23 protein-coding genes and 3 pseudogenes are annotated in these 26223 nt (G+C 59.3%); 12 read left to right on the plus strand and 14 right to left on the minus strand.

Translation table 11 applies throughout. The annotated features are described in order from the left end of the window. Positions 1–109 precede the first annotated feature (109 nt). The 3 genes and pseudogenes from GTA51_RS15135 to GTA51_RS15145 form a co-directional block, all read right to left on the minus strand. Entirely contained in the window at positions 110–280 is a 171-nt protein-coding gene (locus GTA51_RS15135; RefSeq protein WP_160962512.1) for a hypothetical protein, read from the minus strand. 283 nt (positions 281–563) lie between these two features. Continuing rightward, a pseudogene (locus GTA51_RS15140) lies at positions 564–764 on the minus strand (protease HtpX); the annotation flags it as partial. 74 nt (positions 765–838) lie between these two features. Next, positions 839–1870, minus strand: coding sequence for a Tim44 domain-containing protein (locus tag GTA51_RS15145; protein WP_160962514.1), 1032 nt, complete (start codon positions 1868–1870; stop codon positions 839–841). 461 nt (positions 1871–2331) lie between these two features. Between GTA51_RS15145 and GTA51_RS15150 the strand changes: the two genes are divergently transcribed. Both GTA51_RS15150 and GTA51_RS15155 read left to right on the plus strand, forming a co-directional pair. Further along, on the plus strand, positions 2332–2991 hold the full coding sequence (locus GTA51_RS15150; RefSeq protein WP_160962516.1) for a thermonuclease family protein: 660 nt from the start codon (positions 2332–2334) through the stop codon (positions 2989–2991). A gap of 195 nt (positions 2992–3186) precedes the next feature. Then, positions 3187–3393: a hypothetical protein gene (locus GTA51_RS15155; RefSeq protein ID WP_160962518.1), complete on the plus strand. Its 207-nt coding sequence runs from the start codon at positions 3187–3189 to the stop codon at positions 3391–3393. 325 nt (positions 3394–3718) lie between these two features. Here GTA51_RS15155 and GTA51_RS15160 read toward each other — a convergent pair. Beyond that, a pseudogene (locus GTA51_RS15160) lies at positions 3719–4486 on the minus strand (IS5 family transposase); the annotation flags it as partial. A 465-nt stretch (positions 4487–4951) separates the two neighbouring features. On the opposite strand from GTA51_RS15160, the gene GTA51_RS15165 reads away from it, so the two are divergent. Continuing rightward, positions 4952–6523: an MFS transporter gene (locus GTA51_RS15165; protein WP_160962522.1), complete on the plus strand. Its 1572-nt coding sequence runs from the start codon at positions 4952–4954 to the stop codon at positions 6521–6523. Between the two features lie 563 nt (positions 6524–7086). Continuing rightward, the gene (locus tag GTA51_RS15170; protein WP_160962524.1) at positions 7087–8724 is read left to right on the plus strand and encodes a recombinase family protein; all 1638 of its coding nucleotides are present in this window, start codon (positions 7087–7089) and stop codon (positions 8722–8724) included. On the opposite strand, the pseudogene GTA51_RS15175 reads toward GTA51_RS15170, so the two are convergent. Beyond that, positions 8681–9754: pseudogene (locus GTA51_RS15175) on the minus strand (YifB family Mg chelatase-like AAA ATPase); the annotation flags it as partial. The gene GTA51_RS15170 and the pseudogene GTA51_RS15175 overlap by 44 nt on opposite strands. 152 nt (positions 9755–9906) lie before the next feature. On the opposite strand from GTA51_RS15175, the gene GTA51_RS15180 reads away from it, so the two are divergent. Then, on the plus strand, positions 9907–11856 hold the full coding sequence (locus GTA51_RS15180; RefSeq protein ID WP_160962528.1) for an ATP-binding protein: 1950 nt from the start codon (positions 9907–9909) through the stop codon (positions 11854–11856). A gap of 209 nt (positions 11857–12065) precedes the next feature. Then, entirely contained in the window at positions 12066–12845 is a 780-nt protein-coding gene (locus tag GTA51_RS15185; RefSeq protein WP_160962530.1) for an SGNH/GDSL hydrolase family protein, read from the plus strand. Between the two features lie 42 nt (positions 12846–12887). On the opposite strand, the gene GTA51_RS15190 is transcribed toward GTA51_RS15185, so the two are convergent. Further along, the gene (locus GTA51_RS15190) at positions 12888–13451 is read right to left on the minus strand and encodes a hypothetical protein (RefSeq protein ID WP_160962532.1); all 564 of its coding nucleotides are present in this window, start codon (positions 13449–13451) and stop codon (positions 12888–12890) included. A 34-nt stretch (positions 13452–13485) separates the two neighbouring features. After that, the gene (locus GTA51_RS15195) at positions 13486–14301 is read right to left on the minus strand and encodes a DsbA family protein (protein ID WP_246198165.1); all 816 of its coding nucleotides are present in this window, start codon (positions 14299–14301) and stop codon (positions 13486–13488) included. Positions 14302–14476: 175 nt separating this feature from the next. On the opposite strand from GTA51_RS15195, the gene GTA51_RS15200 reads away from it, so the two are divergent. Further along, positions 14477–14761, plus strand: coding sequence for a c-type cytochrome (locus GTA51_RS15200; RefSeq protein WP_160962534.1), 285 nt, complete (start codon positions 14477–14479; stop codon positions 14759–14761). A 137-nt stretch (positions 14762–14898) separates the two neighbouring features. Then, on the plus strand, positions 14899–15102 hold the full coding sequence (locus tag GTA51_RS15205; protein WP_246198166.1) for a hypothetical protein: 204 nt from the start codon (positions 14899–14901) through the stop codon (positions 15100–15102). A gap of 104 nt (positions 15103–15206) precedes the next feature. Here GTA51_RS15205 and GTA51_RS15210 read toward each other — a convergent pair whose 3' ends face one another. Both GTA51_RS15210 and GTA51_RS15215 read right to left on the minus strand, forming a co-directional pair. Continuing rightward, the gene (locus tag GTA51_RS15210) at positions 15207–16037 is read right to left on the minus strand and encodes a PilZ domain-containing protein (protein ID WP_160962536.1); all 831 of its coding nucleotides are present in this window, start codon (positions 16035–16037) and stop codon (positions 15207–15209) included. 158 nt (positions 16038–16195) lie between these two features. After that, positions 16196–17041 carry a PilZ domain-containing protein gene (locus GTA51_RS15215; RefSeq protein ID WP_246198167.1) on the minus strand — a complete coding sequence of 282 codons (846 nt, stop codon included), beginning with the start codon at positions 17039–17041 and terminating at the stop codon, positions 16196–16198. Between the two features lie 246 nt (positions 17042–17287). Here GTA51_RS15215 and GTA51_RS15220 point away from each other — a divergent pair, with 246 nt between their 5' ends. The 4 genes from GTA51_RS15220 to GTA51_RS15235 all read left to right on the plus strand — a co-directional run bounded on the left by GTA51_RS15220 (position 17288) and on the right by GTA51_RS15235 (position 20704). Beyond that, positions 17288–17953, plus strand: a complete 666-nt coding sequence (locus tag GTA51_RS15220; RefSeq protein WP_246198168.1) for a GDSL-type esterase/lipase family protein — start codon at positions 17288–17290, stop codon at positions 17951–17953. A gap of 144 nt (positions 17954–18097) precedes the next feature. Beyond that, positions 18098–18685, plus strand: coding sequence for an EF-hand domain-containing protein (locus GTA51_RS15225; RefSeq protein ID WP_160962538.1), 588 nt, complete (start codon positions 18098–18100; stop codon positions 18683–18685). 152 nt (positions 18686–18837) lie between these two features. Then, on the plus strand, positions 18838–20253 hold the full coding sequence (locus tag GTA51_RS15230) for a sigma 54-interacting transcriptional regulator (protein WP_160962539.1): 1416 nt from the start codon (positions 18838–18840) through the stop codon (positions 20251–20253). A gap of 121 nt (positions 20254–20374) precedes the next feature. Then, positions 20375–20704, plus strand: coding sequence for a hypothetical protein (locus GTA51_RS15235; RefSeq protein ID WP_160962541.1), 330 nt, complete (start codon positions 20375–20377; stop codon positions 20702–20704). Positions 20705–20825: 121 nt separating this feature from the next. Here GTA51_RS15235 and GTA51_RS15240 read toward each other — a convergent pair whose 3' ends face one another. The 5 genes from GTA51_RS15240 to rpe form a co-directional block, all read right to left on the minus strand. Then, the gene (locus tag GTA51_RS15240; RefSeq protein ID WP_160962543.1) at positions 20826–21767 is read right to left on the minus strand and encodes a lytic murein transglycosylase; all 942 of its coding nucleotides are present in this window, start codon (positions 21765–21767) and stop codon (positions 20826–20828) included. A gap of 75 nt (positions 21768–21842) precedes the next feature. Continuing rightward, positions 21843–22802 carry a GDP-L-fucose synthase family protein gene (locus tag GTA51_RS15245; protein WP_160962545.1) on the minus strand — a complete coding sequence of 320 codons (960 nt, stop codon included), beginning with the start codon at positions 22800–22802 and terminating at the stop codon, positions 21843–21845. A 138-nt stretch (positions 22803–22940) separates the two neighbouring features. Further along, the gene (locus tag GTA51_RS15250; protein WP_160962547.1) at positions 22941–23273 is read right to left on the minus strand and encodes an Hpt domain-containing protein; all 333 of its coding nucleotides are present in this window, start codon (positions 23271–23273) and stop codon (positions 22941–22943) included. Continuing rightward, positions 23270–25297, minus strand: coding sequence for a PAS domain-containing hybrid sensor histidine kinase/response regulator (locus tag GTA51_RS15255; RefSeq protein WP_246198169.1), 2028 nt, complete (start codon positions 25295–25297; stop codon positions 23270–23272). The genes GTA51_RS15250 and GTA51_RS15255 overlap by 4 nt, the downstream gene beginning before the upstream one ends. Next, on the minus strand, positions 25272–25943 hold the full coding sequence (gene rpe / locus GTA51_RS15260) for a ribulose-phosphate 3-epimerase (RefSeq protein WP_160962551.1): 672 nt from the start codon (positions 25941–25943) through the stop codon (positions 25272–25274). The genes GTA51_RS15255 and rpe overlap by 26 nt, the downstream gene beginning before the upstream one ends. Positions 25944–26223 lie beyond the last annotated feature (280 nt).

Below are 26223 nucleotides of genomic sequence, written 5' to 3' on the forward strand. Positions count from 1 at the left end.
TTGAACTTGATGTCATGGCAATTTATGCCATTTTTTCAAAATTGATCGCCTAAGTGGAAAGGCATCATGAGCTTGCACCAGTTGTCGCTTTCAGGCGTCAAGCCTTTTCTTAGCCGGACAGTAATGTGCCAATATAAACACCAGCTGGCGCACTCGTCAATTTTTCGTTGAAAACAACAACAAATTTGGCGCATTGCTTGCTTTGCGCAGCCCTTGCGAAAAACAAATCCCCAAGCATTGCCAGCATCACAAACAGACCAACATAACGAAGAGCGTTCATCAAGCCTCTCCATGTGACTACATACAAGCCACAAAATTACAATTACATGGTAAAGCCTTCAGTACCCCATTGGAGGCCTATTGGCGAAGACTTGTGGTCAACGACACTGTAAAACCGCATAGCCAAGGTAGGCCGGACCGCGATTTCCGGTCCTGCCTGGTGGTCATGAAAGTCTGGCCACGACTTCCAAACGTCCGATGCGTTCCTCCAGCGGCGGATGTGTGCTGAAGAGCGAGGCGAACTTGGAGGCGCTGAAAGGGTTGACGATGAATAGGTGGGCCAGGGCGTCATGCGGGGCCACTTCCTGTGCATTGTACATGGACAGGACGATTCTATCCGAAAACCAGTAGCTGCCCACATTCATTGCCGAAGCAAGCACTATCGCAATGACGAGGCCCTCCTTGCCACCCACCATCTGCCCCATGAGGAGCGTCAGGCCGGTGAGCAGGCCGAGCAGAAGAAGAGTCTTGAATTGGCTTGTCATCTTTCCACCTTTGATTCTCATGGCGGTTTCATCGTGCCAAGCCCGCGGCCGTAGTCCCGGGCGGTTAGCTAAGACTATCTCTTCAACTGTTGGATGCCTTCAAGAATCCATTCTGGCTTTGTGGCAGACTGGTCACGACTGATGTGCCATACTTCACGAATTTGCGACGGCTGATCGTTGGCTTGGTTTTCGCGCAGTAGGACATCATAAAGTACCGAGATCACGGTCTGTGTTCCTTCTGTACCGGCCTCGATCACACGAGCTTCAATCATGAGTATGTCTGTTTTGCCGGGTGTAGGGTCTTCACTCGCTTGGTGGGCGATTTCGGCATAGACTTCGGGGCTGGTGAACCCACGGATGTCGGTGAGGTCACGACGATCCCAGGAGGTCTGTAAGCGGTTGTAGAGAGCCTTGGCTCCGGCGAGGAACTCGGCCTCGTCCAGGCCAGCAGGCATGACAACGGGGGGTATTGTGTCGTTAGCGCCACCAGGGGAGGCTGCGATCGTTCGCAGAGTGCCCCAGGAACGTGTCTCCAGATTCGGGGCGACATCCCCAGCAGGGCCATCGGCATAGGCCAAGCGATCATGTACGCCGGGAGCGGTCTGCTTCACACGGGTGGTTCCCCCCGCCTGCGCTCCACGCCGGGCACGGATGAATCGGAAGAGCAGGAAACCGCCGACGCCGAGGAGCACCATTTCAAGGATTCCAAAGCCGCCGAAGCCACCTCCAAAAAAGAGTGACCCCAACAGGCCACCCATGAGCAGACCACCGACCAGTCCGCCCATGCCACCAAATTTTGAGAGAAACCCGCCAGGAGCCTTCGCCTGGGGTGGCGTTGACTGCTGCATGTTCGATGCGCTCGTATTCGGGGGAGTGGGCTTATCGTAGCTCTTGGAATAGGAATCCTTGCTGCCAAAGGACTTGTTGCCGCCGAGCCGCTTGGCTTCAGCGAGATCAATAGACAGGAGGATTAAGGCCAGAGCAAGGAGAGGCAGGCTGAGCCAGCGCAGCACAGTTACCGGATCAGGGGCATTGATGGTGAGTGCTTTGGCGTGGGAACCGCCAGCCATCGGCAGATACGTGAAAAGGGGCAGACTTTTTTTCATAGGGCCTCCAGGTTAGGCTGGAGGTCCCGAATAAGAAAACGAGACATCCAGCATGATTACTCATGCTGAAGGTCTCGCTCATCGGTGGGGACCGACGGCAAGGCCAAGCGCCGGGTATAAGCGCCAGTACTGTTGACCTTGCCCGAAAGAGCTACTCCCCTTCAGTTGGTTTGAAACTTATACATCTCTTCGGAGATGTCAACAGGGGCAAAGGTGAATGTCTGGGTATTTCGGTGAAGTTAGAAAGCCAGTAGTAGATTATAGCATGGAGTCGCGCGATCTTAGGGTGTAATATGGGGAGGCTGACGTGCTTGCTGTGCTTGCCATCAGGGGTGCTAGTTCGTTTTAGCGAGCAATAGGTGATGGCATATATGTCTGTGGATGTTGAACTTTTGACATGGACTTGTTGTGCTGCTAACTGGTTGGTGAAGATCATAACCGCCAAAAACGGATAACTTTCTATGTATCGATTCGTCATGCTTGCCGTTCTCATGTTTTTCCCGTGCTGGTGCTGGGCGTTTACGGGGAAGGTAATCAATGTAGCCGATGGAGATACGATAACCATCCTGACTCCAGAGAAATCCCAAGTAAAGGTGCGCCTCTACGGTATCGATACACCCGAGAAGGGCCAAGCCTTTGGCTCGAAGGCAGCAGATTTCACCAAGGAAAGGGCTGCGCTTCAAGACGTTGATGTCCGTGAGATCGACCGAGACCGTTATGGGCGCACTGTCGGTATCGTGAAGCTTCCGAGCGGCGCGATTCTTAACGAGGAGATTCTCCGTGCAGGATTTGCCTGGGTCTACCGGCAATACTGCAAACAGAGTTATTGCTCACAGTGGGCTGAAGTCGAACGTCAAGCCCAGGTCGCAAAGATCGGACTCTGGGCTGATCCAAACCCAACCCCACCTTGGGAATGGAGGCATGGGGGAGCTGGAAAGGCGACGGATGCGACCACCAACGCCAGTCCCAAAGCTGCGACATTTCATGGAAATACGCAGAGCAGGGTGTTTCATTCTCCTGAGTGTAAGCATTATGCTTGTAAAAATTGCGCTGAAGACTTTAACTCTCGTGAAGAAGCTATAAGCGCTGGGTATAAATCGTGCCATATTTGCAGACCGTAGTCTTCAAAAGACCCAATATGTCACATTATGAACATCTTGTTAAATTGTTGTATAGCTAAAATATAAAATTAATTTCTCAATAACTACGTACGGCCTGAATATTTATGCTATGCATGCCTAGCGGAAAACGGATGTAGATAGCAATGCTAACACTGCTGTGGTCCATGGACCAAGATTGACGACGGAGATGCCCAGATGAATAAGGCCAATTTGAAGAAGCTTGAAAAAGCCGCAAACTTCTTGCGCGAAGTGTATGATGACCTTGAGACCTCAGAGAACAATGATTTCGACGAATTCGGCTCCCGGCTTGATGAAGCTGCTGCTGCGATAGAAGCCATCCTTGAAGACGTTGAAGCAGCGTCTAAAGAGGATGACGAGGATGAAGGGTTTGAAGTAGATTGAAAGGTTGTAATTTATGAACAACAAAATCACCACCTTATTCGCGTGGCTCGTCGGCGGCGCTGTCTTGGTCTACCTGTCCGTATTTGGGGTGGGGACGGGCACATGCACCCCTTGAATGGCCGTAGGTGCTTCTGGAGTCGCGGGTTACGGCTCCTTAATTTTGGCCAAGTGGTTCGGCAAGAAAAAGCCCAAAGATCGGGACCATGACGAATCTGAGCGTTAACTGCGCCACTTGCCATCCTGGTCCGCCGGATTTTTTCCAGACATTTTCATGCCGGACAATCCCTGCCTGCTGATGGGACAATTAGGGCCTGTCTCCAAATCATCGTAGCCAGATAAGGCATGATGCAATGGTGAGCATGGTCAGAAATGTTCTGGCCAATTTTTCATAACGCGTAGCGATACGCCGGAAATCTTTAATTTTACAGAAGAAGCACTCCACCAAGTGTCGCTCTTTGTAGAGATGCCTGTCGTATTCGCGCTGCACGCGGCGGTTTTTCTTCGGAGGGATTACCGGCACAGCGCCCTGCTTGAGGATAAGGTCGATGAAATGTTGAGCGTCGTAGGCCTTGTCGGCGGCGACATGGTCAGCCGCAAGCCCCTCAATCAGCTCGGTGGCAGGCACAATGTCGTGAACTTGGCCCCCGGTGAGTTTCAGACGAATGGGGTTGCCCAGGGCATCAACGACGGCATGGATTTTAGTCGTTAATCCACCGCGACTGCGCCCGATAGCCTGAGAATCGCGCCCCCCTTGCCTCCGGCCGCATGCTGATGCGCTCGGACATACGAACCGTCCAAGAAGACGGCCTCAAGGTCGGCCTCACTGGAGAGTTTGCTCAAAACATCCTGCCAAAGCAGTGATTTGGACCAAGCATTGAAACGTTTGTAGACGGTCTTCCAGGAGCCGACCTCATCAGGGAGATCGCGCCAGGGAGCGCCTGTATGAAGAATCCAGAGGATACCGTTGAGGATAAGGCGTGAATCCTTGGCTGGCCTGCCACGGCGCTCCTGCCGAGGAGGACAGACAATTGGTTCAAGGCGTTGCCAGAGTTCGTCGGGGATGTCGTACCTGCTCATGCGGGAAACATAGCACAATAGTCTGAAATATCAAGGCATTATTTAGAGACAGGCCCTAGTAACAATGAAAGCGCGGCCCTGCTATGGTCAAGTATGACCAGACCCGTGCTGGCGATCTATCTTCGTGGTGATCAAGGCAATCGGCGCTTTCTCCTTGCCGCCGTTGCCGCGCTTCGCCGATCAGGACAACTCGCCGAAGCGAGGGAAATGCTCCGACGGGGTATTGATGTGAGAAACTGGCGGGCCTTGCTGTTGCTTGTTGCCGAGTACGTTGACCTAGATCTCATTATTCGAGGATAGTCGCTTGGAACATTTGCCCCTCATTTGGTCATGAACTCATAGCTTGTGTGCGGGGCAGTGGCCTAAGGTATGATATTTAATTTTGTCATTTGTATTGTTATGCGTTGTAATAATCGATGCACTGTCACGATGAGAGAGGAATTCAATACAATAGTTCTTTTAATAATGAAGGGAACTGCCAATGAGTGAAACGAATAGCAGGGCCAACGCCAGCGCCTGGGGGATTCTGGCAGCCATGAGCTTTGGCGCGCTCATTGCCCAGATGTTCAGCACGGTGATCGGTCCCGCCTTGCCTACAGTCAAAGATGATCTCGACCTGTCCCTGTCGATGCAGACCTGGACGATCACTTCATACAGCCTTGCCTTCGGCACGGCGCTGATCGCTGGCGGTCGCCTCGGCGACCTCGTCGGCGAGGTCCGCATGATTGTGATCGGCTATATGGTTTTCGGCGGCGGCCTCATCCTGTCCGCCATGGCCACGAGCGGCTTGCTCATGGTGTCCGGGCGCACAATGCAAGGCATCGGCATCGGTATTTCAGCACCGGCCACCCTGTCCATCGTCGTAAACGCATTTTCCGCTTCCCGATGTGGATTCGCTGTCGGCGTGTGGGGATTTGCCCACGGGTTCGGATTGCTGGTCGGTCCGATATTCGCGGGCTACATGCTCGATCTGCTGAGTTGGCGCTGGGTCTTCTGGCTCGCCGTGCCGCTGACTGCCGCAGTCATTCTCGTCACTCTGGCGGCTACAAGGAACTATTGCAGCGTACTGTCTTCCGGCCGCTATGACATCATCGGTCTCGTCCTCGGCGGCCTTGGGATCACCTTGGTTACCTATGGATTGCAAAACGCCAGCAACGGCTGGGGTACCCCTAGCACCTGGGGGGCTCTGGCGGTCGGCGTTGTGCTGCTCGCCTTGTTCGGCATTGTCGAGACCCGCACAGATTATCCCCTCGTCGATTTTTCCCTGTGGCGTGAGCGTCTTTTTTCCGGCGCTTTTTTTGCCGAAAGCGCCGTCGGTTTCGTCTATATCCCTATGCTGACCGTCGTGGGATCACTGTTTTTCATCGAAGTTCTTGGTTACTCGCCAGTGATGGCCAGTTGGGTCATCGTCATCACGACCGGAACTTGCATGGTGCTTGAACCGCCCGCAGGTCGCCTTATCGACCACATCGGACCGGGAATTCCCATTGTGGCTGCACTGGCCATGCAGGCCGTCGCGTTGTTCTGGATGGGCACCTTCTGTCCGGAGACAACCCTGGGCGAACTCATCATCCCCTTGGCGCTGATGGGAGCAGGCGTCGGAATCGCCTTGCCAGCCTGCAATGCGGCCGGGATGCGTACACTCAAGCCCGAACAGGCAGGCATGGGCTCCGGTCTTCTTCAGATGACATTCAACGTACCGGCCGCGCTAGGTGTCGCCCTGGTCACATCGATCATGGGGGCTCATTCTCTTGACAAGGTGTGGACAGCTTTGGCCGGAAAGCCGTTTCTCCAGCAGGGCCTGGAATATGCGCAAGCCGTCAAAGACGGGAACGATGCAGTAGCCGCAGCCATCCTCGAGTCACTGCCCTCCGATTCAGCAGCAATGGTGGAAAACGCCATGGTTTCAGCGCAAGCCTCAACAATCGCTATGAGCATGACGGTCCTTGGAAGCATTGCACTGGCTGGGGCGATCATGGCTCTGCTGATCATCGGCCGCCGCAGATGCCCAAAGGAAAATCCACTTGCTGGCTCAGTCCAGGATGATGAGTGAGTTGCCGCCAAGAGGCGCTGATTGCCCTTGTCCGGACGGACTGGGGTTGCTGCTCCGCGTTTGAATTTAGTCGCTTCCGACCAACTATGAGCCAACAAGCGCCAACGTTATGTGGTAGAGTACCGAAAGATTTTGGCCTAAGAAACAGACCCGGACACGCCAAGTGTCAGGAGGGTGGAGTAGGTAAACCTAGTCGGAACCCATAGGATTTGACCGGGTTTGCTCTGGCCTAAGTGGCTGTAAATATGGGTGAAGTTCGCTAAATGAAAGCTTTTTCACACCTTAGCAATAACGTTCAGGTTCTTATCCCACTGTAAAGCGTCGCGACTACGATAAAAGGTAAGCTGTTTTTTGGAAGAAACCGATGTATAGCCATGATGTGTCGCTATTTTAGGTTGTTACAAATTTGTGAAAGGTCGTAATGGTCGTAAAAAAATCTACATACAATTACAAAATAAACAGACGACAAGGAATTGTATATTTTTTGCGTTGGCAGGTTTCCCTAGTTGATATTATAGATTTCTTGATCTAATGTAGCTTAAAATATGGACTCGGTGAGCACAATGAATAGCACCCCTCCCGCTAGCGCAGGTATATATGTTCGAGTATCTACTGCCAACCAAATCGACAAAGATTCGCTGCATACGCAAGAGGAAAGACTCCGTGCATATTGTGTAGCAAACCAAATACCGGTTTTTAAGTTGTATAAGGACGCGGGCTTTAGCGCCAAAGACACTAACCGACCCGCACTTAAAGACTTGCTTAGGGATGCAGAATCAGGATTGATAACATCTGTTTTTGTGACAAAACTTGACCGAATAACAAGGTCAACGAAAGATTTGATGTACTTAACAGAATTTTTTGAAGGGATTAGCATTCGCTTCGCAAGTATATCAGAAAATATCGATACGACCTCCGCACATGGTAGGTTATTACGTCAGATTATAGGAGTTCTTTCACAGTTTGAGAGAGAATTGGTAGCTGAACGTGTGTCTGTAGACATGTCGCATCGTGCTCGATTAGGCAAATGGAATGGAGGTGTTGTCCCATTTGGTTACACTACTCAGGAACTGTACTCTAAGCACCTCATTGATTTAGGCACTGAAAGCCCAGACGCTTCCTTGCAAAGTGCCAGTTTATATCCTGAGCAGAAAAAATTATATGTATACCAAAGCGAGGCTAAAGTCGTTAATAATATATTTCAGGTCTTTATTTCTCACAATAGCATAAGAAAGACTGCCCACGCTCTTAACAATCAGGGTTTTAGAACACGGAATGGTGGGCACTGGGGAACTGTTTCAGTCCATAGAATTCTTACAAATCCTACATATATAGGTAAAACGTGGTATGGTAAAAGGAGGAGTGACCCTGTAACTGGTAAGTTAATTGCTCAAGACAAGCAGGATTGGATTATTTGTGACGGACAACATCCTTCGATAATTGATGTTGATACTTATGAGTCTGTCCAAGTGATGCTAAAGTCGATATCGACGAAGCCGACGAACAGTAAACGCAACTATTTGCTTTCAGGCATATTGAAATGTGGTTTGTGCGGCGGAGCGATGGCTGGCAATACTACTTCCAAGAAAAATTCTGACAAAACTTATGGGTACTATAAATGCGTAAATCGCATGCAAAAAGGTCTTGAAGCCTGTTCTGGGTTAAATATACCTTCCGTAGAAATAGAGAAGTATGTTGCTGACAGTTTGTTAGCACTTTCGGAAAACAAAGAATTTTTGACTGACAAGCAAAAAATTTTAGATCTATTTTTTACACAAAATTCTAATAGCAAAATAAATGCTTGTGACTTGTCGCAAATAGAATCAAACATTCAATTGTTACAAAATCGTCTTGACAACTTGTTGGGTGCTTTAGAATGCAATAGAATAGATGGTGACGATTTTGATCGAAGATACGCTGTTCTTAAGAAAGAAATAGACGAGGCCAAGGCGGCAAGGGATCACCTTGTCGGGTTAATCAATGAGAAGGACACAACTAAAACGTTTCTTCTAACCTCTTTCGAAAACCTCTGTTCGTTTGCCACAAATTGGGAATTTTTAGACGATGTGGGGAAGGCTTTGCGGCTCAAATCTATTGTTAGAGAAGTTCGGGTTACAAGCCAATTCGTTGATATTGATGTATTTATTGATGTTGGAGAAGTGTTCCACACGGGCAGGGATTCATGGCGCAAACCAGCATGACGTCGGCCGGATAGGACAGCGACATTGCCGCCCGGGCAATGGTCACCTTGCCGTCTTCAAGGGGCTGGCGCAGCACTTCCAGCACCGATTTCTTAAATTCCGGCAGCTCGTCGAGAAACAGCACCCCCCGATGGGCCATGGACACCTCGCCCGGCCGGGGATACGACCCGCCGCCGATCAGCCCGGCGTCGGAAATGGTGTGGTGCGGGCTGCGAAACGGCCGCACCGTCAAGAGTCCCTCGCCGTCGAGCCGGCCGGCCACGGAATAAATGGTGGTGACCTCCAGGGCCTCCTCGAAGCCAAGGGGCGGCAGCACCGTGGGCATGCGCTTGGCCAGCATGGTCTTGCCCGAACCCGGCGGGCCGATAAACAGCAGATTGTGCCCTCCCGCCGCTGCAATCTCCACCGCCCGCTTGGCATGCTCCTGGCCCTTGACCTCGGAAAAATCCTCGGCAAAGGCCGCGTCCACCACATCCGGCACAAAGGGCTGGGGCACAACCGGCGAGAGCGGTTCCTCGCCGGTAAAAAAACGCAGGGCTTCCAGGAGTGTCCCCACGGCATAGACCGAAAGGCCCTCCACCACCGACGCCTCGGCCGCATTGCCGCGCGGCACAACAAGCCCCCGCGCTCCCTCGCGCCGCGCCCGGGCCGCCAAAGGCAAAATGCCGGGCACGGGCCGCAGTTCGCCGGTCAGCGACAACTCGCCGGCCAGGAAAAATCCGTTCGTGGCCTCGGCCGGAAAGGCGTCCACGGCCGCCAAAAGGGCCAGGGCCAGGGGCAGATCGTAGGCCGACCCTTCCTTGCGCATATCGGCCGGGGCCAGATTGACGGTGATGCGCGCCGGCGGCAGCTTCAGGCCCGCATTGCGCAGAGCCGCGAACACCCGTTCCTTGCTCTCGCGCACCGCCCCCTCGGCCAGCCCGACCATGGAAAACGACGGCATACCCTGGCGCGCCAGATCCACTTCCAGGGAAACGGGATAGGCTTCGATGCCAAGGAGCGCTGCTGTGCGAATCGTGGAAAGAGTCATGATGGTTGTACAACCGATATCGTGGCTCCGCTAACGGCGCAAGGATTTTAGCGCAGCCGGGCTTTTCATTTTACAACGCCGATGCTATCAAGAGCATGTTTCACCGCTTGGCTCACCGTTCATCCTTCGACCCATCGGAAGTCTTAACAGCAATGAAGCCACCACGCTTTTCCCTGACGCGTTCCGTCGGCGGCGCGGTCCTCGTGACGCTTATATGCGTCAATACATTGCTGTTGGCCGTTTTTGGCCTCATCGACTATTTCGGGGAGGATCGACGCCTGCAAGAGGAGCTGCGCTACGACCTGTCCGTCATCACCGAGCAGCTCGCCGCCAATCTGGGCGAACCGTTGTGGTTTATGGAAAACGCCCATGTCCAGCATCTGGTGGACGGGGCCATGCAAAATGAACGCGTGGCTGCTGTGGTGGTCACCGAACCGGCGGACGGCAACATCGTCATCGGCCGCAGTCGTGATCGCAGCTGGAGTCCCTCGCCCGTGGCCTTTCAACCGGCCCTGGAAAACGCGATCAGCAAAAAAAACGATATCTATTTCGGCGAGGCCCTGGTCGGGAAGGTGGAAGTCCAGATGAGCCGGCGCTTTATGGACAGCGCCCTGCAAAACTCCCTGATCCTTATTGTCCTGCGCATCTTTGGTCTCAACGCCGCCCTGGCCGTCGTCCTGGTCATGGTGCTGCGCCGCCAGATCATCGGGCCTTTGACCCGCCTGGAACGCTACGCCGCTCAGGTGGCCCAGGGCGGCAGCGCCGACGACCGGCCAACAGGCCTTTATGGCGAACTCGACAGCCTGTCCCGGGCCATGGAAGAAATGGTGCACCGCATTTCTTTAGCCCAACGCAAATACCGCGATATCTTTGAACACGCCACCGAAGGCATCTTCCAAAGCACCTTGGACGGCCGCCTGCTTTCGGCCAATGCCGCTTTGGCCAAAATGCTCGGCTACGAATCTCCGGCCGCCATCCTCGACAGCATCACCGACATCGACAGCCAACTGTACTACGCCGCCTCTGACCGGCAACAGCTCCTGGCGCGTCTCATGCAAGAGGAGTTCGTCACGGGTTTCCAGGCCCGCTACGTGCGCCGCGATAAACAGACCATCTGGGTGCTCGTCAATATCCGGCTCGTGCGCGACAACGCCGGGCTGCCGCTGTATACCGAAGGCACCATCTCCGACATCACCGCCCGGGTGCGGGCCGAACGACGCCTGGAAATTCTCATTCGCCATCTGCGCGAAGCCGTCAAGGAACGCAGCGGCCGGCTTGCCGTCAAAGCCGCCGAACTCGAAGCCGCCAATCTGCGCCTGCAGGAACTCGACCGCCTCAAATCCGGCTTCCTGGCCACCGTTTCCCACGATCTGCGCACCCCGCTGACTTCCATCATGGGCTTTGCCAAACTCATCTCTCGCGATTTTCTGAAATATTTTGCGCCGTTTGCCACAGGGCACGACCGCCTTGCCCGCCAGGCCGAGCGCATTGCCTCCAATCTCGCCATCATTGAAAACGAAGGTGAACGCCTCACCCGGCTGATCAACGACTTCCTCGATCTGTCCAAAATCGAAGCCGGGCGCGCCCAATGGCGCGATACCCAGGTCGATGTGGCGGCGGCCCTGACCCGGGCTGCCGATGCCGTCAGCGCCGATTTCGACGCCAAACCCGGTGTCCGTTTCACCATGACCATCGCGGAGAATCTGCCGCCCCTGACCATCGATCCCGACCGGTTGACCCAGGTGCTCGTCAACCTGCTCGGCAATGCCGCCAAATTCACTGACGAAGGGTTTGTCAAACTGCACGCTTTTGTCCGCGACGATCTGCTGCGTATCGAACTCACCGACACCGGGGAGGGCATTCAAAGAGAATCCCTGGAGAAAATCTTCGATAAGTTCCATCAGGCCCAAGCCAGCGATACCGTCGAGGAAAACCGCCGCCGCAAAGGCACCGGCCTTGGCCTGGCCATCTGCCGTCAGATCGTTGAGCACTACCAGGGGCGCATCTGGGTCGAATCCGAACTGGGACGCGGCAGCACCTTCATCCTGGAACTCCCCCTGGCCCAACCGCCGGCCGTTGCAGCTTCCGGCCCGGATGCCTAGAGACCCGGGACGCCGTCCCAACCCCGCCGGGAAGCTGTCCCGGACCCCACCGGGGCAGAGCCCCGAGAATCACAGCATTGCGTGTCGCGGATGTGCCAGCTCCCCGGCCAAGGGCAGACAGGCCCTTGGGTTGACGGGGGGGCTGGAAGTAGATAAATATAATATATCCGGCGAATTAACGCCTCACCACGTCCAGGATTCGTGTTTCCTTGAGAAGAGATAAAGTCCTTTTGTTGCTGCTGCTTGGCTGTCTCGTCTGCACGTCCGGCATTGCCATCTATTGTAAGCTGGACAGTGTCCGTATGGACAAACGTATGCGAGACGCCGACGCCACCGCCACCACCGCCACCAACGTCACAACGGCTTTGAATGACCTCAGCGGGTTTTATAAGCGCACGCGGAGAGGTGTTTGCCTCAGCGAGTTGCGCTCCCAGAACGATCCCCTGATCGTCCTGTTCGGCGATAGCATCTTGGAACAGTTGTATTTTCCGGCTTTGGACGGCATCAATGCGTTCAATGCCGGTGTTTCAGGAGCCAAGGCTCTGGAGTCACTGGAGTTTGTGGGGGATGTTCTGGCCGCTTCGCACGGCCCGTTGGTGATCCTGGCCCTGGGGATCAACGACGCTTTCGGCCCACCTGCCTCCGCTCCGGAACAGTTTGCCGCCGTGTATGAGGCGTTGGTGCGCGCAATTTTGGCCAGCGGCCGCAAGACAGTGTTGGTCACCCTGCCGCCCTTGGAGAGCGACAAGTCGGAATCCCAGCTGTTAAGCGGGACCAATCTGGATGCCTACAACGCCGTCATCCGGGAAACCGGGGCCCGCCATGCGCTGCTCGTGGCCGACATCAATGCCGTGCTGACGCAGCGGCGCCTCAAAAATTACGTCTCCCAGACCGTGGACGGCGTGCATCTTACTGCCGCCGCTGCTGTCGTGTGGCGCGATACCGTCTACGCTGTCGCCCGCCAGGCCCTGGCCCAACCCGTGAAGTAGCGACTGCCGCCGCCCGGTGCGGCGATCCGTACAGGCAGCCGGCTACTTGTGGAAGGTGGCCATGGATTTGTTGAGTTCGTAGAGCAGGGTGGTCAGGCGAACGAGATAGCTTTCATAGAGCTTTTGCACGTCGGTAGACGAACTCAGCTCTATCTCCTGATTGCGGGTGGTCAGGAAGTAGACCATGTTGTTGAGAAAGGCGACGATGTTTTTGGTGCGGTTAAAGACGTATTCGTTGATGTCCGTCTCTGTGGAACCCACCAGATTGAGATAGATATAGAGGACATCGACGAGGTTATTCAAGCTCGTCGTCACCTTTTGATGCGTATCGAACAGGAACCGCAGCTTGCGATATTCCTGGCTGTCCTTGTTTTTCTCATAGACCGGCAGCAGGGTCAGAATCTGACTCTCGCTCGCCCGGGGTTCGCTGTAATATTTGACCACGTCGTCGAGCATGGTCACCAGCGTGGCTTCGTCAAAGACTAACGGCGGTGCCGGCTGCGGCGGCGTTTCGGCCAGGGCAGACCCGGCCCCAAGACACAGCATCAAGGCCACAAGAACGGCCGGGCCGAGGCCGACGCAGCGGCGGAAAAGACGGGCGGTCATGGCGGAAAGCCTCATTTCGGGACGCGTGCCGGGATCACTGTTTTTTCTTGTCGCAGGCAGCACAAGGCGCTTCCTGGCCACCGGAACGGGAGACCCGGCGCAGCACGTCTTCAAATTCGTCCAGGGGGGCGGCCCCGCGCACGGATACGCCGTTAATGACAAAGGTCGGGGTGGCGTCGAACCCGAAAGACCGGGCCTCGGCCGTGTCGTCGTCGATGCGCTTGGCCAGTTCCGGTTTTTTCAGATCGCGCTTAAGCTGCCCCACATTGGCACCGAGCTTGACAGCCAGGGCGTAGACCATCGGTTCCCCGCCCTGCTCGATCTCGGCCTGGGCGGCAAAAATGGCGTCGTGGAAGGCAAAAGCCAGCTTGGGGTCTTGGACGGCCAGGGCTTCATAGACCAGGGCGGCCTGCTTGGCCAGTTCGTCTGTGGCGTAGTGTTTAAAGAGCACCCGCACCGAATCCGGGTGGCGCGCGGCGAAGTCTTTGAGGGTCAGCGCGCCTTTGGCGCAGTACGGGCACAGGAAGTCGGAATAGACCACCACGGTGACGGTGGCGTCGGCCGGTCCGCGCAAGGCCCGGGCCGGGTCGATGACCGGGGCGAGCGGTGTTTTGAATTCCGCCTCCTGTTTGGCCTGGCGCTGGCTGTCCTGGTAGCTTTGCTGGCCCTGCATGACCAGGGCGAACAACTCAGCCTTGCGCTCGCCCAGGGCGTCGAGGACGATGTCAGGGTGCTCTTTGAGGGCGTCTTTGACGCCGTTCCCGGAAGAGGCCGGGGCGCAGGCAACAAGGGCAACGAGGGGCAACAGGGCCAAAATGGTGCGCAAGAGCATGGGAAACGTCCTTTGCATGGAATTATCCACGACGTGCAAGCCTACCCTGGGTAGGGGGAAATGCAACAAAAATTTCTGAAAAGCAAGGGAAACGCGGTGAAAGCATTGCATTATTTCTATGCCGGTGTATGGTTTTCCCTGGCTTTGCCCGCTGTGGGCCGCGATTGATCCCATTGTTTGAAAGGGGGAATCCATGAAACGCATCGGTATATTTCTTTTTCTTTTGGTCTTCGGACTGGCCGCCCTGGCACTGGCCGCCGGTGATCCGGCCAAAGGCGGCGAACTGGCCAAAGGCTGCGCCTGCCACAAAAGCAAGGGCGATCTCGACGGCGTGGACGCCGCAGCTTTGACCGCCAAAATGCAGGCTTATAAAGAAGGCAAGGGCGAGAATAAGGCCATGATCTCCATCATGAAAAAGCAATCCGACCAGGATATGGCCGATCTGGCCGCCTACTACGCTTCCCTGCCCAAGAAATAACCCGGATTGATTGCCACACCGGAAAAGGCCATGGAACCCCATTCCAGGGCCTTTTTTTTTGAGGAATCTCCCCGAGGCACCACGTCCTGTCCCTGGCCGCCCGTTTCGGGCTGGCCGCCGCGTGTCTGGGCTACGCTTTGTGGGGTGTCGATGTATCCAGGCTGTGGCAGGTGTTGGCCCTGGGCTGGTTTGGCGTGGACCGGGAGCGGGCCTTTGCCGTGGAGCTGGCCCTGCACCTGCTGCACTCCATCCCCGTGACCCTGGCCGGTCTGTGGGTGCTGACCGCCAGCGGCCTGTCCCTGGACGATCCTCGCCTACAGGCCGACCGGCCCGGCCTGTAGGGGCACGCGTACGTCCAGCCTGTCAGTTTGGGGTGAAAGCGCAATTCGTGAGGCCAAGGGTTTTGCCGGGCAAGCCCGGTTGGCCGCTGCCCGGGCAACGGGGGTCAGGTCTGGCGTTCGCGGTGGCGGTCGAGGTGCCACAGGTAGAGGATATCCGCGAGTTCCGGGATAACGTGGCTTTCCACCGGCTTCCAGCGGATCTTGCCGGCCTTGGGGTCCAGGGTGCCCAGAGCCAGAAATTCCAGGCCCAGGGTCAGGTCGTGGTTGACCCGATCCATGGCCGCGTGGCTGACCTTGGCCACCATCCAGAATTCCCCGCCGCCGGCGGCGCGCGGCTCGCGCAGTTCCAGGCGCACCACCAATCGGTCGCCCCGCACCGCAGCCAGGCCGCGTTCCTGAGCCAGGGGCCCACCGAGTGTCAGGCAGAGTCCGCCGGCCGACACGTTGGCCAGCCGGGCCGCGCCGTTGTGAAAATCCCCGGAACGCAGAGCCGGTGTGTCGAGGCAAAACCCGGCCTTGCGGTCGTAGCGCCAGAAAAACGCTGCGGCCAACCGGCCCAGGTCAGGCTCCAGCCGCAGGCTCTTGCGCCGCTGGCCGAAAACCAGGGCCTCGGGTTCCGCCAGGCGCAAGCGGGCCAGACCGGCCGGACTGCTCGCCGCCGCCAGAATATGGCTGTCGAAGGTGTAAAAAATTTCTTCCAGGCTTTTGCGGCGCAGCACCACCTGAAAATAACCCTTCACCGGCTGGCCCACCCAGTGCGGACCGGCCGCCGCCTTGCCGATGCTTTCCAGCAACAGCCCGCGGGTGGAAGCCTCCAGGATGGCGCAGTCAATTTCCTTAAGGCCCACGATTGGCTGGGGCAGTTTCAGATGGCAGCGGGAACGCTGGGCGAGGGCCTCTTCCAGCAGGCGGCGTGGGGTGGCAGATGATGACATCGGCTCTAGCTATGCGCTTGGAGTGGGGAGGAATGATCGCGGCGGGGTGGCGGATGTGCGTCGTTTGGGTCGCGCGGTTTCGTCGCGGCGCGTCAGCGGGCGGGCGCGGCGAGCGCCCTGTCCGGTCTGCGTCGGAAGCCGGCCGGCCCGGCTTGGCCTCAGGCCAGCCGCTCGCGGTGGCGGTCGAGGTGCCAGAGGTAGAGGATGTCGACCAGTCGCGCGATGGCGTTGTTGGCCACGGGCAGCCAGCGCATTTTGCCGGTCTTGGGGTCAATGACGCCCTCGGCCAGAAATTCCAGGCCCAGCGACAGGTTTTGGCTCACCCGGTCCAGGGCGAAGTGGCTGACCTTGGCGACAAGCAGGAAGTCCGTGGCCGTGCTGGCCCGTGGTTCGCGCAGTTCGAGGTGCAAAACGAGCCGGTCGCCCCGGGTGGTCGGCAGGGCGCGCTCCCGGGCCAGGGCGGCGCGCAGGGACAGGCACAGCCCGCCGGCCGACAGGTTGACCAGCCGGACGAGGCCGTTTTGGAAATCCGAAGAGCGCAGGGCCGGTGTGTCCCGGTTAAACCCTGTCTCGCGGTCGTAGCGCCATAAAAAGACCGAGCGCAGCCGGTCGAGTTCAGGCTCCAGGCGCAGGCTTTTGCGGCGCTGTCCGAAAACCAGGGTCGCCGGTTCGTTCAGACGCACCCGCAGCAGGCCGCCTGAACCGGCCGTCCCCGTCTGGATACGGGTCTCGAAAGTGTAAAATTGCTCTTCCAGCAGGGCTTCACGGCGCTGCATGACCCGGAAAAACCCCGTGACCGGCAACCCGGTCCAGTGCGGTCCCGGTGCCGCCTTGTCGAGACATTCCAGCAACAGCCCGCGATCCGAAGCCTCTACAATGTCGCAGTCGAGTTCCTTAAGCCCCCCGATAATTTTGGGCAACGTCAAATGGCAGCGGGATCGCTGGGCCAGGGCTTCTTCCAGGAGGCTGCGCGGCGTGGCGGGCGAGGTCATGAGAGCGTGCAATTTTTTGCCTGTTCCCGGTGGCCGGCCTTTCCAGGGAGGAGGGCGGGACAGCTTGGGTTGACCATGTTACAAAATGGATTGCTCGGGTACTGTGTTTCAGGACGAAATCCATTGTCAATTCCAATCTGGCCCGGCGCGAAACAATTGCCTCATGAAAGCGCGGGATTGGGGCTTTGGGGCACTTTTCAACCAAGCCCGGACATGCTACCAGCTGCCCCGTTGGGCAAGGGAACAAGGGATGGCTCGATGCGTAAGGGGAGGAACGAGATGATGGCGGCTTGGTTTCGGATGGGTGTCGTATTGGCGGCGTTGGTTTTGGGCAGCGCACCCGATGCGCTGGCCAAAACGGTTTTTCTGGGCGGCAGCCAGACGGCCGGCTGGAAGCAGATGGGGATGTTTAAGGACGTGCTCAATAAGGCGGCGGTGAGCAACACCACGGCCAAGATTCTCAAGGGACTCGGCCCGGTGGTGAGCCTTAAGCCCGAGAAGGTCTTTATCCTGGAAGGCATAAACGAGCTGTACAGCCCCAATCAGGCCATTTTGGCCCGTTACCGCGAGATTTTATTGCGTATCAACAAGGGAACGCCCAAGACCCTGATTTTCGTGCAGAGCGTGCTGCCTGTGGTCAACAGGCCGGATCTGTCCAACGACAAGATCATGGAACTCAACGCCGGCCTCAAAGCCTTGTGCGCCGAGCTGAGCAACTGCATCTATATTGACCTGTTCAGCCATTTTGCCGTCAACGGAGCGCTCAACGAAAGCCTGACCACCGACGGCGTCCATCTGCGTCCCGACGGCTACAAGCTGTGGCAGGCGCTCATTGAAAACTACGTGGTCCAGCCGGGCGACAAGCTGACCCGACCTGAAACCGTGGCCGGTCTGGCCCCGCAGCAGGCCAGCAGCGCCAACTGACCGGCGCGCGGGCTGCGACATTTTGAAAGCGGGCTTCGGCCCGCTTTTTTTTTGCGCGAGCCGCCGTCGACCCCTGCCAAACGGTTCGACCCTGTGTTACGGAAATACAACGTCACCCAAACCCGTCGCCCAAGGAGGAACCCCATGAAGCGCGCCCTGTTGACTCTGATCGTGGTGCTCACGGCGTTGGTCCTGGCCGCACCGGCCCAGGCCTGGAAGAAACCCCCTTTTGACAGCGTGGACAAGAACCGAGACGGCGTCATCGTTTTCGATGAAATTGTGGTGTTTAACTCTGGTCTGACCCTGGAGCTCTTCGGCGAGGTGGACGTTAATAAGGACAGCAAGATCGACAAGGCCGAATACACTGCCATGGGCGGCCGTCGCGCCCACATGGCCAAGGCCGGCAAGACAGGCAAGGGCGGCAAGGTCTGGTGGCGCTGCTCGAGCAAGGAAGGCGTTATGCTTTTCACCAAGGGCACCGATCTGCTGCTGGCCGGCAAAAACGCCGAAGGAGCCGCCATCCTGCGCCAGGCCATTGCCACGCCGTTGTGCGTGGACTACCTGAGCTTTGCCTATTACAATCTGGGCGTGGCCTGCATGCGCCTGGGCGACGACGCCTGCGCCAGAGCCAATCTGGAAAAAGCCCGGGCCCTGGATGTCAACAATGTGATCCCGGACAATAAGTTCGGCTTGCAAGGCTGGCCGCGTAAGCCCGGCGTCCTCGTCAAATAGCCGACCGCAGCCTGTCCGGCAGCGGCAACGCAGGGGCGAAGACGGCCGGCGTCTTCGTCCCTGCCGCCCGGCCGGCCCTTGACAGGCCGGGGCGCGGTGGTCATCCCAGTGAGGCGCTGCAAGCGCCAACCGCGCGCTCCGGAGGAATTCACGTGGGCACTGTGCTCATCATCGACGACGATCCGCAAATCCGCGACGCCCTGGCCCGGGTGGTTGTGCGCCTGGGACATGCCCCGACCCAGGCGGCAACCCTGGCCGAGGGTCTGGGGCAGGCTGCCAGCGCCGACGTGGACGTGGTCTTTCTTGACGTGCGCATGCCCGACGGCAACGGCCTGGACGCCATAAGCGACATCCGCCGCTCCCCGTGCGGCCCGGAAGTCATCGTCATCACCGGCTGGGGCGACCCGGACGGTGCCGAACGGGCCATGCGGCAAGGGGCCTGGGACTACATCGAGAAACCGCCCACGGTCAAAACCATGACCGCGCCGTTGCAAAGCGCCATGGAGCACCGTCGCCGGGGGCGGGCCAACGAACAGGCTGCGGCCGCCTTTCGCTTCCCCGGCATCCTCGGCGGCAATCCCCGCCGCGCCCAATGCGTCGAACAAGCGGCCAAGGCCGCCGCCAGCGATGTCAACGTGCTGCTCACCGGGGCCACCGGCACGGGCAAGGAGCTGTTCGCCCGGGCCATCCACGACAGCAGCCCCCGCCGGGAGGGGGCCTTTGTGGTGGTGGACTGCGCCGCCCTGCCGGCCTCCATTGTGGAAAGCGTGCTGTTTGGCTCGGAAAAAGGCGTCTATACCGGCGCGGACCGCAAACGCGAAGGTTTGCTCCTGCGCGCCCACGACGGAACGCTTTTTTTGGATGAAGTGGCCGAGATGCCGCTGTCGGTGCAAAAGGCCTTTTTGCGGGTGCTCCAGGAGCGCCGGGTGCGTCCTGTGGGCGGGCTGGAAGAGACGCCGTGCCATTTCCGGCTGGTGGCCGCCACCAACCAGGATCTGGAAGCCATGGCTCGCGACGGCCTGTTTCGGGAAGATCTGCTCTTTCGCCTCCAGGGCGTGGGCATCGAACTGCCCCCCCTGGCCGGGCATCCCGACGACATCCTCGATTTTGCCGCCTATTTTGCCGACGCAGCCGCCAGACGCCAGGGGGTGCCGCCGCGCCCCCTTTCCGAAGAGTTGTCCCGGGCGCTTCTGGCCTATCCCTGGCCCGGCAATGTGCGGGAACTCAAAAACACCATGGAAGGGGCTTTGGCCCTGGCCGCCATCGACGAAGCCCTGCTCCCGGTGCATCTGCCCCTGCATATCCGGGTCATGGCCGCCCGCAATCGGGTCGTGGGCCGTTTGGGCGAGCCCGGGGAGGCCGAGCCCGTTGCTGGCAACGGGCTGCTGTCTGCGGCGACGCTGCCGGGCTTTCGGGAATATAACGACACCCGCGAAGCCCAGTACCTGCGGGCCATCGTCGCCCGCCACGGCGGCGATATCGGACGTATGCTCGGCGTTTCGGGCCTGTCGCGCTCACGGCTCTACGCCCTGTTAAAAAAACACGGCATCGCCGCCACCCGTTCCTGATTGCACCCGCCTGCCCCGGCCGGGCTAAAGACCGCCCTGTCCGTCGCCGATGAGTCGTAAAAGGGGAAAAAGGTCTGGCCGGCGCTCCTGCCCGCCGCCTTGACCCCAACGGCGGCGCGGCGTGAAATACATCCTGGTGCTCATCATCATTATAGGCATCGTGACCTATATCTTCCTGGGCAGCCCCAAGCCCAAGGAGGCTGACGCAGGCCCGACCAACCGTCGCGACGTCGTCTGGGAACGCATTGCCTCCCTCGAAGCCCAGCGACGGGATATGCTCACCCGGGCCAAGGGCCGCCTGGGTTCCGGCTCTTCCCGCTCCCGCCTGGCTTCCACCGGGGCCTACTCCGCCGGCTTTCGCGACGGCTTTAACGAGGGCTACTTCGAGGGCAGCTTCCTGTCGGCCAGGACCGGACCCAATCCGCTGTTTTTCAAAATCCCCAATCCGTAAGCCCCGTTCCGGTCAACCCGGGGCGAGTCGTCAACAGGGCCGCAGCAGTGAGGCAACAGGCGCTTGGCCAAAAGGCCTTTGCGCCTGTCTCCAGGCCGGCATGCCCTGGAACGCCGCCGCGCTAACCGCCCAGCCGCGCCCGGATGCGGTCCGCCACCGTGGCCACGGCCAGCACGTAGAGATCGCTGTGGTTGTAGGCGTAGATCACCTTGTCCCGCTCGGCCGGGGTCATGCCCGGCTTCCAGCCATGGCCGCGCAGATAGCTGGCCACGCTGACGATGGCGTCGGCGGGCGTGAAAAGATCCAGCACGCCGTCGTTGTCGCCGTCCACCCCGAAGCGCAGGGCGTTTGAGGGCATGAACTGGCAGATGCCGATGGCACCGTATATGGAGCAGGGCAGGCTGCTGGGGGATTGCTTGTTGGTGGCGGCATAGCGCAACAGCGCCGCCAGTTCCCGATAGGCCCACTCGGAACGGTCGCGGGCGGCCCCGTCGGCATAGGCGGCCCGGTCGGCGTCACCGCGCAGCGTCTTCATGTACGGCTCAATAAGCCCCAGTCCCGAGGACCGGGCCAGACTGGCCAGGACGCCAAGCGCATCCCGGTCGCCCAGATACGTCCCCAGCTTCGTCTCCACCATCACAAACGCGGCCACAAGCTCCGGCGGCGGGCCGAACTCCCGCTGGGCCCGATCAAAGGCCGCCCGGTTCTCCCGGATGTAGCGCACGCCGCTTTCAATCGACGCGGGTGTGAGGAACTGCTTGTAATTGCTGCTTTCCAGCGTTTTTTTGGTCGGTGGCGGCTTGGGCTCGAACTGTTTGCGCACCATGGCGTCCACCTTGCGCGCCATAATCGCCGGGTCATAGGCCAGACCCGGACCGGAAAAAATCCGCTCCAGCCAACCCCGGTCCAGTCCTTCCCCGGCCAGCCGGGTAATCAGCGGCTGCCAGCCGGCATCCGTTGCCTGGGCCGTCCCCGGCCCGGCCGCCAGGGTCGGGACGGGGCAAACACAGGACGCCGCAACAATGACCGCTGTCCAGAGGAGACGTTTGGTGATGCTGTTCATGGTGCAAACCTAGCCCCGATTCGGGTTGTTAGGCAACCGCCGGGCCAGACGCCGGGCCAGACGCCAGGCCAGACGCTAGGCCAGACGGGCGGAGTCGCTATGCTCCAAAAACCACCGGTAGGTCTGGTCCAGGCCGTCTTCCAGGGAGAACGCGGGGCTCCAGCCCAGGGCTTTGAGGCGGCTGACGTCGAGGGCCTTTCGGGGCGTGCCGTCGGGCTTGGTCGGGTCGAAGATGATTTCCCCGGTAAAACCGGTGATTTTGGCCATTAAAGCGGCCAGATCGGCGATGGTGATTTCCTCGCCGGAGCCGATATTGATGATTTCCTCGTCGTCGTAGCGGTCAAGGCAGGTCAGGCTCGCCCGGGCCATGTCCGCCACGTGGAGGAATTCGCGAAGGGCTTGGCCGGTGCCCCAGACCGTGACGGCCGCGTCGCCGTTAAGGCGCGCCTCGTGGAAGCGGCGCATGAGCCCGGGGATGACGTGGGAGTTTAACGGGGTGAAGTTGTCGCCGGGGCCGTAGAGATTGGTGGGCATAAGGCTTATGGCCGAAAAACCGTATTGGCGGCGGTAGGCCTGGCACATTTTGATGCCGGCGATTTTGGCGATGGCATACCACTGGTTGGTTTCTTCCAGGGGACCGGTGAGGAGGTCTTTTTCCTGCATGGGTTGGGGGGCGAATTTGGGATAGATGCAGGAGGAGCCCAGGAAGACGAGTTTGGCCACGCCGGCCTTGTGGGCGGCGTCGATGACGTTGGTCTGAATCAGCAGATTGTCCCGGATAAAATCCGCCGGATAGGTGCTGTTGGCGTGGATGCCGCCGACTTTGGCGGCGGCCAGGATCACGGCCGCTGGGCGGGTTGTCTGGAAGAAATCGCGCACGGCCGCCTGATTGGTGAGGTCGAGCTGGGCATGGGTGCGGGTGACCACGTCGCGGCCCTGGCTGGCCAGGGCCGCGACAATGGCGGCACCGACAAGGCCCCGGTGCCCGGCAACGTAAATGGGACCGGCGATGGCGGCGGCTACGGGGGTGTTCATGAGGGTGGTCCTCGTGTGGCGTTCACAAAAAACAAGTATGTTTTTTGTGACTATATATAATAAATTCAGTGTGTTGATAATGGGAAAGCCAGAGCAGCAATTGCCGAACGCGACACTAGCATGGTCGCCGGGCGCTGCCTAGTGCCGGGGCAGCAGGGGACTGAGGGCCAGGGCCAGGGTCTGGCCGGCGGCCCGAACGTCGTCGAGGCGGCCTTGACGGGCCGTGTCGGTGGCGTATTGGGCGGTTTGGGCCAGTTCAGGCAGGCCCAGGTTGAGCAGGTTGCCTTTGAGGCTGTGGGCGGTTTCGGCGCACAGGGGGGCATTGGCCGTGTCGGCGGCCTCCAAGAGTCGGGCGAGGCCTTTGTCAAGAACGGTGCTCGCCACGGTCAGGGCTTCTGCGGCTTCGGCCGGGGTGAGCCGGTGGTCGCCCAAGAGAAAAAACAGGGCACGCTGTCTGGCGTCGTGCGTCATGATGTTTTCCGGGGCGTTTTGCCGGAGGCGAACTCGGTCAGCACGGCCTCCAGGTCGTTTATACGGTAGGGTTTGGAGAAATAGGCAGACATGCCGGCCTGGCGGCAGCGCAGGGCGTCATCCTCGGCGGCCTGGGCGGTCAGGGCCACGATGGGGGTGTCGATGCCGGCCTGGCGCAGGGTGCGGGCGGCGCTGAGGCCATCGAGGCCGGGCATGCGCAGATCCATGAAAATGATGTGGTAGGGAGCGCCGTCGGCCACGGCGGCCAGGACATTTCTGACGGCCTCGTTGCCATCGCCGACAAAATCCATGCGGCCGACACCCAGCTTTTCGAGAATTTTTTGCAGCAGGAAACGGTTGAGCGCGTTGTCCTCGGCCACCAGAATTTTAAGCCACCCGAAATCGGCCAACGGCGGCAGGGGCAGGGCGGCTACGCGGGTGGAAACCGCAGCAGGCTCGGTCAGGGGCAGGGTGAAAAAGAAGGTGCTGCCCTGGCCCGGCTGGCTGGACACGTCCAGGCCTGTGCCGCCAAGCAGCCGGGTCAGCCGGTTGGAGATGGACAGGCCAAGGCCGGTGCCGCCGGGGTTTTGGACCAGGGCGTCTTCGGTCTGGACAAAGGGCTCGAAGATGCGTTCGTGCATGGATTCGGGGATGCCGGGACCGGTGTCTTTGACCTGGAACCGGGTCCATATCGGGGGGTCTTCGCCGCCGTGCAGCCCGGGGAGCGGGGCCGCGCGGGTCACGGACAGCGCCACCCGGCCGGAAAGGGTGAATTTGATGGCGTTGGACAGCAGGTTGAGCAGGATTTGTTTGAGGCGCACCGGGTCGCAGACCAGCACGCGCGGCAGGGTCGGATCGCGTTCGATGGTCAGGGTGAGGCCCCGGTCGCTGGCCGACTGGGCCATGACCCGGCGCACTTCCTCAAGGAGGCGGTCGATGTCCAGCGGCGCGGGCCGGATTTCCAGACGGCCGATCTCGATGCGGGAAAAATCGAGGATGTCGTTTAAGATGACGAGCAGCCCCTCGCCGGCCGAGCGCATGGTTTCGACGTATTCGCGGTGTTCCGGGGGCAGCCCTGCGGTCAGGAGCAGTTGGGACAGGCCCATGATGGCATTTAAGGGGGTGCGGATTTCGTGGCTCATGTTGGCCAGAAAGACCGATTTCATGCGGCTGGATTCTTCGGCCTCGTGCTGGGCCCGGATGAGATCGGAGACGTCCACGAAGGATTCGATGCCGCCGCTGGCGCGGCCGTTGGCATCGCGCAGGGGGGCGGCGTTTTTTAAAATGGTGAGCCGGTGGCCGGTGCGGGTGAGGATGCTCGACTGGCGCTTTTGCACGGTGGCGTCGGTGGTCTGGGCCGGGCAGGGGGAAGGCGGCGATTCGCGCAGGAGTTCGGCGCGTTGCCGGCCCAGGGCCTGATCGCGGCTATAGCCGGTGATGGCAGTGAATTCGTCGTTGATGGTGACCACCACGTCGTCGCGGTTGACGATGCAGATGGCGGCACCGGCGATGGTGATGACCTGTTCGAGAAAGCTTTTTTCCCGCTCGACGCCAAGGCGCGCTTCGACCAGGGTGGTGACGTCGATCAAGGAGACGATCAGTCCGGTGAAGACGGCGGCTTCGATGACGGGCTGGAGTTTGACCGTGACCTCGCGGCCGGCAATGTGGCTGGCAAAGGAGACCGGGGCATGGGCGACGCCCCGGCGAAAGAGGTCCAGGAAGGCCTGGGCCTGATAGTCTTCGGTCTCCAGGTCAAGGACGGCCAGGTTTTCGCCAAGCACGTCCTGGCGCGACCGGCCAAGCCAGGCCAGGTAGCGGTCGTTTATTTCCGCAATGACCCCGGACGGCGTGACAAAGGCGATGGCCTGGTCCAGGGCGGCGATAATGGAGGTCAGGCGGGTCAGCCGGCATTCGCAGTCGGCCGAGGCCGCGACGCACGCAGCCAGTCCGGCAACCGGCAGCGGTTGCCGGCGGCGCGGCGCCAACCGGCCGGGGCGCTTAGGTCGGGCGGTTTGCGGCCGCATGAAAAACATCCAGGCGATCTTTATAGGGAGGATGTCCGAAAAAGGCGGAGCCGGAAACCAGCACATCGGCCCCGGCTTCCAACAGGGCGGCCGTGTTGTCCGGGGTGACGCCGCCATCGACCTGGATGCGAAAGGACAGTCCCTGGCTGCGGCGCAGTGCGGCCAGATCCCGGACCTTGTCCAGGCAAAAGGGAATAAACGACTGGCCGCCAAACCCCGGGTTGACGGTCATGACAAGCACCATATCCAGTTGGGGCAGGAGGTATTTGACGGCGCAAAGGGGCGTGGCCGGATTGAGCGCCACGGCCGGGGCCGCGCCCAGGCGGGCGATTTCGGCCACGGTGCGCTCCAGGTGGACGGTGGCTTCGGCGTGGACGCAGACGAGGTTGGCTCCGGCCTCGCAAAAGGCGGCGACATAGCGCTCGGGCCGTTCGATCATGAGATGGGTATCGAAATAGAGTTTGCTGCGCCGGCGCAGGGCCGCGATAATCGGCGGCCCGAAGGTGATGTTGGGCACGAACAGGCCGTCCATGACATCGAGATGGACCCACTGCAGGCCTGCGGCCTCAAGGGCGGCCACTTCGTCGGCCAGCCGGCCGAAGTCGGCGGAAAGAAGCGATGGCGACAGGATAAACGGTGGGGTCATGGCGGCTCCGACGACGAATTTTGACGCGCACGGTCGTAAACCGCCGCCTCAGCTTCCTGGATAGACCGGCCGGCGGACGGGGTCAAGGCAGCGGGCGGTGGTCGGGATTGTCGTATGACGCATTGTAACAAACCTCCGGCCGGGATATAGGGAAAATGGCCCGTGCGTCGGGCGCGCGGCGGCGTCACGCGTTTTCCCTGGCCGCGTCACCAAACCGTAACCGAGCCTTTCTACCTTCCTGGCCGTGACGTCGGGCATTTCGCGCCATACGCGGCGCGAC

The sequence above is a fragment of the Solidesulfovibrio aerotolerans genome (genome assembly GCF_009856865.1).
GTDB classification, from domain to species: Bacteria; Desulfobacterota; Desulfovibrionia; order Desulfovibrionales; family Desulfovibrionaceae; genus Solidesulfovibrio; species Solidesulfovibrio aerotolerans.

What these genes read in the sequence shown, in the direction of transcription:
- GTA51_RS15150 (WP_160962516.1), top strand. Translation starts at nt 2,332, where the DNA reads ATGTATCGATTCGTCATGCTTGCCGTTCTCATGTTTTTCCCGTGCTGG.
- GTA51_RS15245 (WP_160962545.1), bottom strand. Translation starts at nt 22,802, where the DNA reads ATGAACACCCCCGTAGCCGCCGCCATCGCCGGTCCCATTTACGTTGCC.
- GTA51_RS15225 (WP_160962538.1), top strand. Translation starts at nt 18,098, where the DNA reads ATGAAGCGCGCCCTGTTGACTCTGATCGTGGTGCTCACGGCGTTGGTC.
- GTA51_RS15165 (WP_160962522.1), top strand. Translation starts at nt 4,952, where the DNA reads ATGAGTGAAACGAATAGCAGGGCCAACGCCAGCGCCTGGGGGATTCTG.
- GTA51_RS15220 (WP_246198168.1), top strand. Translation starts at nt 17,288, where the DNA reads ATGCGTAAGGGGAGGAACGAGATGATGGCGGCTTGGTTTCGGATGGGT.
- GTA51_RS15210 (WP_160962536.1), bottom strand. Translation starts at nt 16,037, where the DNA reads ATGTCATCATCTGCCACCCCACGCCGCCTGCTGGAAGAGGCCCTCGCC.
- GTA51_RS15135 (WP_160962512.1), bottom strand. Translation starts at nt 280, where the DNA reads ATGAACGCTCTTCGTTATGTTGGTCTGTTTGTGATGCTGGCAATGCTT.
- GTA51_RS15200 (WP_160962534.1), top strand. Translation starts at nt 14,477, where the DNA reads ATGAAACGCATCGGTATATTTCTTTTTCTTTTGGTCTTCGGACTGGCC.
- rpe (WP_160962551.1), bottom strand. Translation starts at nt 25,943, where the DNA reads ATGACCCCACCGTTTATCCTGTCGCCATCGCTTCTTTCCGCCGACTTC.
- GTA51_RS15180 (WP_160962528.1), top strand. Translation starts at nt 9,907, where the DNA reads ATGAAGCCACCACGCTTTTCCCTGACGCGTTCCGTCGGCGGCGCGGTC.
- GTA51_RS15190 (WP_160962532.1), bottom strand. Translation starts at nt 13,451, where the DNA reads ATGACCGCCCGTCTTTTCCGCCGCTGCGTCGGCCTCGGCCCGGCCGTT.
- GTA51_RS15195 (WP_246198165.1), bottom strand. Translation starts at nt 14,301, where the DNA reads ATGCAAAGGACGTTTCCCATGCTCTTGCGCACCATTTTGGCCCTGTTG.
- GTA51_RS15250 (WP_160962547.1), bottom strand. Translation starts at nt 23,273, where the DNA reads ATGACGCACGACGCCAGACAGCGTGCCCTGTTTTTTCTCTTGGGCGAC.
- GTA51_RS15145 (WP_160962514.1), bottom strand. Translation starts at nt 1,870, where the DNA reads ATGAAAAAAAGTCTGCCCCTTTTCACGTATCTGCCGATGGCTGGCGGT.
- GTA51_RS15155 (WP_160962518.1), top strand. Translation starts at nt 3,187, where the DNA reads ATGAATAAGGCCAATTTGAAGAAGCTTGAAAAAGCCGCAAACTTCTTG.
- GTA51_RS15240 (WP_160962543.1), bottom strand. Translation starts at nt 21,767, where the DNA reads ATGAACAGCATCACCAAACGTCTCCTCTGGACAGCGGTCATTGTTGCG.
- GTA51_RS15255 (WP_246198169.1), bottom strand. Translation starts at nt 25,297, where the DNA reads ATGCGGCCGCAAACCGCCCGACCTAAGCGCCCCGGCCGGTTGGCGCCG.
- GTA51_RS15170 (WP_160962524.1), top strand. Translation starts at nt 7,087, where the DNA reads ATGAATAGCACCCCTCCCGCTAGCGCAGGTATATATGTTCGAGTATCT.